Raw genomic sequence first — 11,698 nt, 5'->3', positions numbered from 1 at the left:
CATGGAAGCCGAACGCTTAAACGCCCTGATCAACACCCTGACTGACCTAGCCGACCGTGCAGGCCAGTTGCGGAGGTATCTTTGACGTCGATCGCAAAGCGGAACGACTGACCGTCGTTGATGCCGAGCTGGAAGCCCCCGACGTCTGGAACGACCCCAAACATGCGCAAGAGCTGGGCAAGGAAAAGAAGCTCCTCGATGGCGTGGTGGTGACCATGAACACGGTGCAAAGCAATCTTGCCGATGCCTCTGAACTGGCCGACATGGCCAAAGGTGAAGGCGATTTCGACACCCTGGAAGCCATTGAAGCTGACGTGGAATCGTACAAAAAGGTCATTGAAGACCTCGAGTTCCGCCGCATGTTCAGCAACCCGGCCGACCCCGCCAATTGCTTTATCGACATCACCGCCGGTGCTGGTGGTACAGAAGCGCAAGATTGGGCGTCCATCCTGCTACGTCAATACATCAAATACTGTGAGCGCAAGGGTTTCAAGGTTGAAATCATGGAGCAGTCCGATGGTGATGTGGCCGGTATCAAATCCGCTACCCTGAAAGTGGAAGGCGACTACGCCTTTGGCTACCTGCGCACTGAAACCGGCGTGCACCGCCTGGTTCGCAAGTCTCCATTCGATTCGTCGGGTGGTCGCCACACCTCGTTTGCCTCGCTGTTCGTGTATCCCGAGGTGGACGATTCATTTGAAATTGAAATCAACCCCGCCGATGTTCGCACTGACACCTACCGCGCCAGTGGTGCGGGTGGTCAGCACATCAACAAGACCGATTCTGCCGTTCGTTTAACCCACATTCCCACCGGGATTGTGGTGCAGTGTCAGAATGACCGCTCGCAGCACCGCAACCGCGACGAAGCCTGGAGCATGCTGAAGGCCAAGCTGTATGAATTTGAAATGCGCAAGCGCATGGCCGAGCAACAAGCCCTGGAAGACACCAAGACCGATGTGGGTTGGGGCCATCAAATTCGCAGTTATGTGCTGGACAACAGCCGCATCAAAGACTTGCGCACCGGCGTTGAAATTTCCAACACCCAGCGCGTGCTGGATGGCGACCTCGACCCCTTCATTGAAGCCAGCTTGAAACAAGGCATCTGACCATGAATGACAAAACACAGAACACGGGTGCCGACGAGCAGCCGTTGGATGAAAACCAGATCATCGCCGAGCGCCGTGGCAAGCTGAGCAAGCTGCGTGAAAAGGGGCAAGCGTTTCCAAACGGCTTCAAGCCCACCCACAAAGCGGCCGACTTGCATGCCCAATATGGCGATATCAGCAAGGAGGAACTGGACCCACAAGGCATTGAGGTCAGTGTGTCGGGCCGCATGATGCTCAAGCGCGTGATGGGCAAGGCCAGTTTTGCCACCGTGCAGGATGGCACTGGGCGCATTCAGTTTTACATCAACAACGATGGTGTGGGCGAAGCGGCTCATGGCGAATTCAAGCATTGGGACTTGGGCGACATCATCGCCGCCAAGGGCAAGTTGTTTAAGACGATGAAGGGTGAGTTGAGTGTGCACTGCACCGAAATCCACCTGCTGGCGAAGAGCCTGCGCCCTTTGCCCGACAAGTTCCACGGCCTGGCCGACCAGGAAATGAAATACCGCCAGCGGTATGTCGACCTGATTGTGACCGAAGAAACCCGCAGCACCTTTGTGGCCCGCTCCAAGGCGATGTCGTCCATTCGCAGTTTTATGGCCAGCCATGGTTTTCTGGAAGTGGAAACACCCATGCTGCACCCCATTCCCGGTGGTGCATCGGCCAAGCCATTCATTACCCACCACAATGCGCTGGACATGGAAATGTTCCTGCGCATTGCGCCTGAACTGTATTTGAAGCGCTTGATTGTGGGTGGGTTTGAACGGGTGTTCGAGATCAACCGCAACTTCCGCAATGAAGGGGTGAGCCCGCGCCACAATCCCGAATTCACCATGATGGAGTTTTACGCGGCGTATTGGGATTACCGCGACCTGATGGACTTCACCGAGAAGGTGATCCAGAACGCCGCCATTCAGTCACGCGGCACCGCCACACTGACGTATCAGGGCCGTGAACTGGACCTGGCCAAGCCCTTTGCGCGCCTCACCATTGTGGAAGCCATTCAGAAGTATTTCCCGGAATACACCACTGAACAACTGAACGATGTGGCTGCATTGAAAGCTGCGCTGTTGAAGAAAGGTGTGAATACCGAGAAAGAACCTGCGCTGAAGAATGCGGGTGTGGGCGCTTTGCAGTTGGCCCTGTTTGAAGAAACGTCGGAAAGCCTACTGTGGGAGCCCACCTTCATTGTGGACTACCCGGTGGAAGTATCACCCTTGGCCCGCGCGTCGGACAACAATTCGCAGATCACCGAGCGATTTGAATTGTTCATCACCGGTCGTGAAATTGCCAATGGCTTTTCCGAGTTGAACGACCCCGAAGACCAGGCTGACCGCTTCCGCAAGCAGGTGGAAGCCAAAGAAGCAGGCGATGACGAGGCCATGTTCTTTGACGCGGATTACATTCGCGCGCTGGAGTACGGCATGCCCCCCACCGGTGGTTGCGGCATTGGGATTGACCGGTTGATGATGCTCATCACCGACAGCCCCAATATTCGCGATGTCATTTTGTTTCCGCACTTGCGGCGCGAGGATTGAACGCTGCTTAAGCAAAACCGGCAGCCAGGTCCGAACGCCCCCCAAAGGGAAAGGTTTCCCCGCGCATGTCGAACCGTCCCGAGAACTCGCCACTGCGTGGCTCAGACATCTCGGTCCGTGTGTTCGAATGCTGTGCGGGTCAAACCGATCGGGGGGCTGACTGTTCGGCGCCGGGCATACCGGCATTGCTAGGGGGCATGGCACCGAGTCGTATGGCGGCCTGCGCGGTAAAGCGTAGCGCCACGAATAAGCGAATCGCGATGCCCGTCAAAACACCGTAACACCCACCTTCAAACTGTGCTGCCCACCCCCATGCACCACGCCCCGAATCGGGGGTACATCCGCATAATCACGCCCCAAGGCCACCGTCACATACCGGCTGTCGGGCAACTGGTTGTTGGTGGGGTCGAAATCAACCCAACCCAGCTCCGGACCACACCACAGCGACACCCAAGCGTGGCTGGCATCGGCCCCCAGCAACTTGGGCTGCCCGGGTGGTGGCTCTGTCAGCATGTAGCCGCTCACATAGCGAGCCGACAATCCCAAGGAGCGCAGTACGCCCAGCATGACATGGGCAAAGTCCTGGCACACGCCTTGGCGTTTCTGCATCACTTCTTCGACTGTGGTCTGAATGGTGGTTGAGCCGCTTTTGTAGGTGAATTCCTTGAAGATCCGCTGCATCAAGGCGTAAGCGGCTGGTACCACCGCACGATTTGGCCAAAAGTCCAGCCGTCCGTAATCGCGCAGGCTGTCCAAGATCGGCACATGCTTGCTTTCGAATCGAAATTGAAAGTCGGTGCTCACTTCTTGCCCTGCCTTGTAGCGCAGCGCATCAACAATACCGTGCCAAACGGGTGATTCAAGCTCATCCAGTGAGCCTGTGTGCAACATCGGGATCACCTCTACTTCCAACTCGCTCACCACTTCCAGGTGGTCATGTGGGTAGTTCATTTCAAAGTGATGAACCACGTTACCAAAAGCGTCCTGGCTGGTTTGCACAGTGGACGGATTGGGCCGAATTTTCAGGGCATGTCGCAGCAGTTTTTGACCCTTGCGCAAGAGGCCCACCGTCATCTGGTTACTTTCTTGCGGCTGGAGGATACAAATCTGTTGCGAGCACTCTGCTGGGCTTTGGTAATCGTATTCGGTGACATGTATCACCTTGCGTTGTTCTGCCATGTTCACCGCCCCTGGATCACTTGGTCCGGTTGATCGGCCAGCCTGAAATACTGGGCACCTACTAGGTCTGACAATTTGTAGGCGGTGTCGAGCAAGTCGGCGAGCCATGCTCGCAGCTTACGCCCGGTTTCCGCAGGGAAGGGGGGTTGCAGGCTTTCCAGTGACAAGCCCTCGGGTAGCCGGTTGTTGCGGTACACACTTTCAAACAACATGCGCAGGGGTTGCACGTCGCCCGGCAGCTGGTTCAGCACAATATTCAGTTTGTACAAAATGCGCTGCACGGCGTAGGGGGAGTCTTTGTCAAACAGCAACAGGTCCAGTGCAGGCAGCCATTCAAAACGGTGTTGGTATCGGCTGCGGTAAGTAATCGTGCTGTCCGCCATGGCCACAGCCAGTGCCAAGCCATGTTCGCCTGCACGCCCCGGCATGCTGGTCATGGACAGCAAACAGTCGCAGGCACTGCACAGGCGCTCCAGTTGACGGCCCAGTTGAAGAAATCGCCAGCCGTAGTCCCGGGTCATGTGGTCACTTTGTTCGCCATGCATGGCCATGAGGTAAAGCTGTATGCGTTCCAGTGCGGGCGTGGGAATGGTTCGCAGGGCTTGGGTACCTTGGGGTTCATGCAGTACTTTGGAGCAATCATTGAGCAGTCGCCAATGGTGGCTGCTCAGGCGGTCGCGCAGTTGACCAGCCACCACGGCAAGTCCATTCAGTTGGGCAGCCAGGCCCATGGCGGGTTTGCCACCCAAGCCAGGTTTGTACCAAATGCGGTTCAGAACATCGTCTTCAAAATCGTTTTGGCTCAGTGGGGCTGCTGCATCAAACTCGCTACTCAGGCCCTGTTTACCGCACAACTCGTGCAGAAAGCCCAGCGTGGTGGTGTCCAGTACCTCTTCCTCTTCCAGCAAAGTTTGCGCGTGCATCAGCAGGCGAAGCGAAAAACTGGCCCGCTCGGTGTAACGTCCGAGCCAAAACAGGTGTTCGGCAGCACGGCTGGACACAGGCCTGCGCAGTTCCTTCAGGTCTTTGGCCTGAAGGCGCTCTTTCAAATTGCTACTGCGGTCAACCGCTTGCCCGGTACACACCCAGGTGTCCAGGCTGCTGCCACCTTTTTGCATGGACACAATCCCATGTTGGTCGCCCGCAATGCGGGTCAGCCCGCCTGGCATCACCTTGTAACTGCATTGCCCATCGGTGACGGCAAACAGCCGAAGCATCATGGCGCGTTCTTCCACATGGCCTTGCGCAGTCCAGATGGGCACGCGTGACAACGGGATTAATTCCTGCAGGGTATATTCCGATGGATGCTGGCTGATGCGTGACAACCAATTGCGTTTGGCGATGTCGTCCAGCGATGAGCCCATCACAGATTCCATAACCCGGCCTTTGCGGTTGGGCCCGGTGGATTTGATCACCAGATTGTCCAAGCGCTCGCTGGCCTGTGCCCAGGCTGGTGACTCGCCGCACCACCAACTGGGTACACTGGGCAGCACCAATTCTTCGTTGAGCATGTGCTCGGCCAAACCCGGCATAAAGCCGTGCATGGCGGGGCTTTCCAGCCAGCCCGCACCGGGCATGTTCGCCAGCACTACCCCACCGGTGCGGGCTGCCTGTAACAGGCCGGGTACGCCCAGTTGGGAATCTTCGCGAAGTTCCAGTGGGTCCAACCATTGGTCGTCTGTACGGCGCATCAGGCCGTCGATTTGCTCCAGACCATGCACGGTTTTCAAGTAAACCGTGTTGCCCCTCACCACCAGGTCACTGCCTTCCACCAGCGTGATACCGAGGTAGCGGGCCAGGTAGGTGTGTTCAAAATAGGTTTCGTTGTAGGGGCCCGGGGTCATCAACGCAATGCGGGCCTGTTCACCTTTGGGCGACAACCGTCGGATGGCGTCGATGGTGTCGCGATAAAAGCCAGCCAAGTGTTGCACTTGCATGTCACGGAAAGGGCGACTGAAACTGCGCGAAATGCTGAGACGATTTTCCAGTGCATAGCCCAGGCCAGAGGGTGCCATCATGCGGTGGTTGATGATCCACCATTGCCCATCGGGACCCCGGCCCAGGTCGAAGGCCACCAGGTGCAGCCACACATCGCCAGCAGGTTTCACGCCTTGCATTTGCGGCAAATAACCTGCGTGTCCATACACCAGGTCTGCTGGCATCAGTCCACGCCGTAGAAATTCCTGTGTGCCATAGGCATCCACCATCAGCGCATTCAGCAGCCGGGCGCGTTGAACAATGGCCTGCTCCAACAGTGCCCAATCGTTACCGTCCAAAATAAACGGTAGCAGGTCGAGTGACCATGGTCGCGCAGCGCCCTGGTGCTCGTCGGCGTATACGTTGTAGGTGATGCCATTGTCTCGAATTTGCCGCGCCAACGCCTGTTGCTTGGCATTCAGGTGGTCGGCGACGTGTTGTCGCGGCAGGTGCGACAAAAATGTGGACCACACCGGTCGAAGGCGACCTTCCCCAGCCAGTTCACTGTAGTACGCGCTGGTGCCATCCAGAATGGCCTGTTGCCAGGCAATGTCGGCATCTGCAATGTTCGGCAGGTTGGGGTTGGCGCTCACGGCAGGCCACAGTTCAGCGATGAAGCATTCATTTTACTGGTTTAAGACCATCGCAAATCCAGTGTAAGCGGGAACTCGCCCCGGGGCTTGCAATCGCTGGCTGTCCACGGGCCCTGGCTGTGGCCCATCCGGAAAAAGCGGGCCAGGCGTCGGCTTTCCGCTTCAAAGGCATTCACCGGGAATACCTCATAATTCCGGCCGCCTGGGTGGGCCACATGAACTTGGCACCCCCCCAGACTGCGGCCATTCCAGGTGTCGACCACATCAAACACCAAAGGGGCATGCACACCGATGGTGGGGTGGAGCGCATTGGGTGGCTGCCAGGCGCGGTAGCGCACACCCGCCACATATTCACCGGCTCGCCCCGTTGGGTGCAAAGGCACCGGGTGCCCGTTGCAGTTGAGCAGGTATCGCTCATCCACCCAATTGCGAAGCCGCACTTCCAGCCGTTCAAGCGAGGAGTCGACGTAACGGACTGTACCACCGGCGCTGCCTTCCTCGCCCAACACGTGCCATGGTTCCAGCGCTGCATGAATATCCAATCGAAGGTCGCGCACCTGCAAATCGCCGATCTTCGGGAATCTGAATGCGACATGCGGTTCAAACCAGGCCATCTTCAAATCAAAACCACCCTCGTTCAAATCATTCAGCACATCCTCCAAATCCTGCCGAACAAAGGTGGGCAGCATGAACTGGTCATGCAGGCGGTTACCCCAATTCACCAGCCGGGCTTTGTAGGGGCGCTGCCAGAAATGGGCAATCAGGCTGCGCAGCAGCAATTGCTGAGCAAGGCTCATCCGCGCATTCGGTGGCATCTCAAAGGCGCGCAATTCCAGCAAGCCCAGGCGGCCTGTGGTGGAGTCGGGGCTGTACAGTTTGTCGATGCAGAACTCACTGCGGTGTGTGTTGCCTGTGCCGTCCACCAGCAGGTTGCGCAACAGCCGATCCACCAGCCAAGGCGGGGGTTCGCCGTTGTGCCGCTGGGTTTGCCGATCCAGCTCGGTGAGCGCCAGTTCAAGCTCGTGGGTTTGGTCGGTGCGGGCCTCATCCACGCGGGGGGCCTGGCTGGTGGGACCAATAAACAGGCCTGAGAACAAATAACTCAAACCCGGGTGGTTGTGCCAGTAACGCAGCAGGCTGGCCAGCAAGTCGGGTCGACGCAAAAATGGGCTGTCTGCCGGGGTTTGCCCACCCATCACGATGTGGTTGCCGCCCCCGGTGCCCGTGTGTCGGCCATCCAGCATGAATTTCTCGGTGGATAAGCCGCACTGCCGGGCCTCTTCATACAAGGTGCTGGTGAGCCTCAGCAATTCTCCCCAATGCTGGCTGGGTTGCACATTCACCTCCAGCACACCGGGGTCGGGGGTCATCTGAAGCACGGTGAGGCGCGGGTCGCGCGGTGGAGGGTAGCCCTCCAGCACCACCGGGCATGTCAGGTCGGCTGCTGTTTTCTCAATGGCCGACAGCAGCTCCGCATAGTCTTCCAGGCTGGCCAGTGGTGGCATGAAAATATACAGGTGCCCTTGTCGTACCTGAGCGCACAGTGCTGTGCGAACGATCCCACTGGCGCTTTCAAACAGCGCAGGCTCAGTCGATGCGCTTGACTGCAAGTTGGCTTGCGCTGCAGTGTGCGATTGAAATTGGGTTTTTGGAATCAACGGTGGCGGTGCTGTGTCGAATGGATCTCGCTCGATCAGCACCGGCAGGTCGGCCTTGCTGGCCCAGGGCAATGAGTCCAGCGGCAAGCGGTAGCCCATGGGCGAGTCGCCCGGTAGCAAGTACAGCCGCTCATCCCGCAAAAACCAAGGGCCTGTCTTCCAGCCCGCGTCGCTTTTGGCCAGTGGCAGGCAATAGCCGGTTACGCTGCCCAGGCCTTGTGCAAACACGGCACGCAGCCGCTTGCGTTCCAACGGGTCGTCAAGGCGCGAATCAAACGGGTCCACATTCACCGGTAAACGGCGTTCGCGCCACAGGTGGTACCACGCGTCTTCATGGCCAGCCAGTAGGTGGGTATCGCTCACAAACAGGTTGTGGCACAGGCGTTTCAGGAATGTCTTGCCGTCGGCTGTGGTCGCCTTGCCTGGGCTTTGCTCATCATCCAGCAAGCCCCGGTTGTGCCACAACACCGTGCCGTCTTTCATCCAGTACAGGCTGAGCGCCCAGCGGGGCAATTGTTCGCCGGGGTACCACTTGCCTTGGCCAACATGAAAAAAGCCACCCGGGCCGTAATGCTGGGCCATCCGCTTCAAGAGCTCAGACCCGTAAGTGCGTTTGGTCGGTCCCAGCGCGTCTGTGTTCCACTCAGCACCCCCGCGGTCGGTATTGGACACGAAGGTGGGCTCACCACCCATGGTCAAGCGCACGTCCAGTGCATCCAGCACTTTGTCCACGGTGTGGCCCATGGCTTGAATGTCTGCCCATGTTTCTTCCGTGTAGGGTTTGCTGGTCCTGGGGGCTTCGTGAATGCGTTGAATCTGCATGTCGTGTTCAAACACCACCTCGCATTCATCCAGCGCACCGGTGATGGGGGCTGCACTGCCCGGGTCGGGGGAACAAGCCAATGGTATGTGGCCTTCGCCCGCCAACAGGCCCGATGTGGGGTCCAGACCAATCCACCCGGCACCGGGCAAGTAGACCTCGCACCAGGCGTGCAGGTCAGTGAAGTCGGCGTCGGGGCCGTCTGGTCCGTCAATGGCTTTAACATCGCTTTTGAGTTGAATCAAATAGCCCGATGCAAATCGGGCTGCCAAGCCCAGCCGTCGCAGCACCTGCACCATGAGCCAGGCCGAGTCACGGCAAGAACCACTTCGCTTGTGCAGGGTCTCGTCCGGTGTTTGCACGCCAGGCTCCAGGCGTATCAGGTAGCCAATTTTCTGAAACAACAGTTGGTTCAAGTACACCAGGTAATCCACGGTGCGGCAACGGTCACGCACCAGGGTGTTCATGAATTGTTCAAACACAGGGCCCAGCGGGCAGGGCTTTAAGTAGGGCGCCAGCTCATGGTCCAAGGTGGGGTCGTACTTGAACGGAAAGTACTCGGCCTCTTTTTCCAAAAAGAAATCGAAAGGGTTGTAGACCGCCATCTCGGCCACTAAGTCAACAGCCACCTCGAATTCGGTGGTTTTGTCCGGGAAGACCAAACGTGCCAAGTGGTTGCTTTGTGGATCTTGCTGCCAGTTGATGAAATGCTGGGCTGGCAGTACCTTCAAGCTATAGCTCAATATCCGTGTGCGTGCATGGGGCGCAGGCCGCAGGCGCACCACTTGGGGGCCAAGGTGTATGGGCCGGTCATACCGGTAACGTGTAATATGGCGCAGGGCAATGTGAATGGACACGGTTCAATTCCCAAAAACAGGGCATCAATGTCAGCAAATAATCCTCTTGTGATGTGACAAAGCATGAATCATGCCGCTGAAACATGGGCCACGCTGGTTCGGGCCAGCGTGGACAACAAACACCCTTGGCGCACACCCGCCTTGTGCACGCAGGGTTTGGAAGGCCCCAATGCACGCCATGTGGTACTGCGCAAGGCAATGCCAGACGCGGCGACCCTGGTGTTTTACACGGATCGCCGAAGCCAAAAAATGCGTGATCTTGAACACTGCAACACAGTGAGCCTGGTGTTTTGGAACCCCAAAAGCAACACCCAGTTACGGGTGTGGGGCACTGCCCGTATTGAAAACGATGATGTTCAAACTGAGCAATACTGGGCCCGTGTGCCCGACCACGCCCGGCGCGACTACGCCACACTGTCAGCACCGGGCTCCGCGTTGAATGCCAGTGACGAACAGGCGCATGACATGAGCCTGGCTCGCCAGTGTTTTACGGTGTTGTTGGTGCAAGTTGATCGATTGGACTGTTTGCAATTGAGTCGACTGGGGCATTTGCGCTGGGGTGCTCAGCGCAATTCGCAGGGTGAATGGATGCTGCAGGATTTGGTGCCTTAAAGGACATGGGTATGCAGTTTCAACCAATTGCTGATCGTTTGGTACGCCTGGCAGCCTGTGCTTGTTGGCTCTTTTTGTGGCCATTGCAATCTGTTCATGCGGATGTGCTGGAGGTAAACGGACAGAAGCGCACCTTCACCTTGGTGAAGCCAAATGCCAACAAGCCCGCCCCTTTGGTGATGGTGCTACATGGCAATACGCAGCAAGGCGCAGACTTGATGGAGCGCAGCAGTTGGCCTGAATTGGCACGCCGAGAGGGCTTCGCCGTGGTGTTCCCCGATGGGCTGAACGGCAGTTGGGCCGATGGCCGGTATCCGGCCGAGCGCGCAGGCACTGTGCCACCAACAGGCACAGACGACCGTGCGTTTTTGCTGGCCCTGACCGATCATTTGATGCTGCGGGGCATCGCAGACCCCCGCCGGGTGTATTTGGCCGGAGTATCCAATGGCGGGGCCATGGCGCTAACACTGGCCTGCAGCGATCCGCAACGCTTCACCGCCGTGGCCAGTGTCATCATGTTGATGACGCAAGGCTTGTTGGACACTTGCACCGATTTGCAACCCAATCCACCCTTGCCGATGTTGTTCATGAACGGCACTGAAGATCCCTTGGTGTCATTCACCGGGGGACAAGGCCGCGCGGGCCGTGCGGTTCGCGGAGCGTGGTCTTTTGAAGAAACACTGGGTTTTTGGCGCAGTTTCAATGGCTGCCAGGACGGTGATGCTCGGGTGGTGCAATTGCCCAACAAGGACACTCGGGATGCCAGCACGGTCACCCGTGTTGAATCAAATTGCCCCAACGGAACTGATGTGCTGGCTTACCGGGTGAACGGTGGCGGGCACCGCACGCCGGGCCGAAGCCCGGATGCGCGTTTTCCGAAGCTGGTGGACAAGGTGCTGGGTCCACAGAACCATGACATCGACGGACCCGAGGAAATCTGGGCCTTTTTTCAGCGGTTCAGTTTGGTGCGATAAGTCACTTTTTTGGCAGCATTACCGACATTGACGAGGCGGCTGGTCTGAGCTGAATGCTTGTCGGCTTGATGCGATTCGGAGGTGCTGATTCGATGTGAAAATTTCCACATAGAGCTTGGTGCTGTCCTTCTGAAGGGCGGTGTTTGCTTGCATGGCAGCTTTTGTCAATGGACTGACTGTTAATTCCAGCCGTGCCCAATCGACGCAGCGCGCTGACTTGACTGGAAGCCATTCAACATCAATCACCTCACCCAAGGCACCGAGGGGTTGCAAGGCGACTGCGGGTTGTTCATCCATGGTAGCTGCGGACAGCCAATAGTTCAGACGACAAGGTGTACTGGTTTCAGTCTGACAACGGTTGGTCTTTTCGGGAAGGCTGTGCAA

At 57.7% G+C, this 11,698-nt stretch carries 8 protein-coding genes; 4 read left to right on the top strand and 4 right to left on the bottom strand.

The features are described from left to right. The first annotated feature begins 1 nt into the window (after position 1). Both prfB and lysS read left to right on the top strand, forming a co-directional pair. Positions 2–1,106 (top strand): peptide chain release factor 2 gene (prfB, locus tag NQT62_RS12720; RefSeq protein WP_256765097.1). Its coding sequence is split into 2 segments (ribosomal slippage): positions 2–82 and positions 84–1,106, totalling 1,104 coding nucleotides; the frame shifts between segments, so codons are not numbered across the junction. A gap of 2 nt (positions 1,107–1,108) precedes the next feature. After that, the gene (gene lysS / locus NQT62_RS12715; protein WP_256765096.1) at positions 1,109–2,644 is read left to right on the top strand and encodes a lysine--tRNA ligase; all 1,536 of its coding nucleotides are present in this window, start codon (positions 1,109–1,111) and stop codon (positions 2,642–2,644) included. Positions 2,645–2,911: 267 nt separating this feature from the next. Here lysS and NQT62_RS12710 read toward each other — a convergent pair whose 3' ends face one another. Genes NQT62_RS12710 through NQT62_RS12700 form a run of 3 tightly spaced genes read right to left on the bottom strand, consistent with a single transcriptional unit; the run spans position 2,912 to position 9,728 of the window. Then, entirely contained in the window at positions 2,912–3,823 is a 912-nt protein-coding gene (locus NQT62_RS12710; RefSeq protein ID WP_256765095.1) for a transglutaminase family protein, read from the bottom strand. 2 nt (positions 3,824–3,825) lie between these two features. After that, positions 3,826–6,393 carry a circularly permuted type 2 ATP-grasp protein gene (locus tag NQT62_RS12705; protein WP_256765093.1) on the bottom strand — a complete coding sequence of 856 codons (2,568 nt, stop codon included), beginning with the start codon at positions 6,391–6,393 and terminating at the stop codon, positions 3,826–3,828. 41 nt (positions 6,394–6,434) lie between these two features. Next, the gene (locus tag NQT62_RS12700; protein WP_256765092.1) at positions 6,435–9,728 is read right to left on the bottom strand and encodes a transglutaminase family protein; all 3,294 of its coding nucleotides are present in this window, start codon (positions 9,726–9,728) and stop codon (positions 6,435–6,437) included. A 63-nt stretch (positions 9,729–9,791) separates the two neighbouring features. Between NQT62_RS12700 and NQT62_RS12695 the strand changes: the two genes are divergently transcribed. Continuing rightward, positions 9,792–10,340, top strand: a complete 549-nt coding sequence (locus tag NQT62_RS12695) for a pyridoxamine 5'-phosphate oxidase family protein (protein ID WP_256765091.1) — start codon at positions 9,792–9,794, stop codon at positions 10,338–10,340. A gap of 11 nt (positions 10,341–10,351) precedes the next feature. Further along, positions 10,352–11,314 (top strand): CE1 family esterase, encoded by a 963-nt coding sequence (locus tag NQT62_RS12690; RefSeq protein ID WP_256765090.1) that lies wholly within the window; start codon positions 10,352–10,354, stop codon positions 11,312–11,314. 18 nt (positions 11,315–11,332) lie between these two features. Here NQT62_RS12690 and NQT62_RS12685 read toward each other — a convergent pair whose 3' ends face one another. Then, positions 11,333–11,611, bottom strand: coding sequence for a hypothetical protein (locus NQT62_RS12685; protein WP_256765089.1), 279 nt, complete (start codon positions 11,609–11,611; stop codon positions 11,333–11,335). Between the last annotated feature and the right edge of the window lie 87 nt (positions 11,612–11,698).

The organism is Limnobacter humi, assembly GCF_024518835.1.
Classification (GTDB): Bacteria; Pseudomonadota; Gammaproteobacteria; order Burkholderiales; family Burkholderiaceae_B; genus Limnobacter; species Limnobacter humi.
The sequence above is the reverse complement of the archived record's forward strand: the minus strand, read 5'-3'. Positions and strand labels throughout refer to the sequence as shown.

Excerpts from the sequence above, each read along its gene's own strand:
- lysS (WP_256765096.1), top strand. The coding sequence starts at position 1,109 with ATGAATGACAAAACACAGAACACGGGTGCCGACGAGCAGCCGTTGGAT.
- NQT62_RS12710 (WP_256765095.1), bottom strand. The coding sequence starts at position 3,823 with ATGGCAGAACAACGCAAGGTGATACATGTCACCGAATACGATTACCAA.
- NQT62_RS12695 (WP_256765091.1), top strand. The coding sequence starts at position 9,792 with ATGAATCATGCCGCTGAAACATGGGCCACGCTGGTTCGGGCCAGCGTG.
- NQT62_RS12690 (WP_256765090.1), top strand. The coding sequence starts at position 10,352 with ATGCAGTTTCAACCAATTGCTGATCGTTTGGTACGCCTGGCAGCCTGT.
- NQT62_RS12685 (WP_256765089.1), bottom strand. The coding sequence starts at position 11,611 with ATGGATGAACAACCCGCAGTCGCCTTGCAACCCCTCGGTGCCTTGGGT.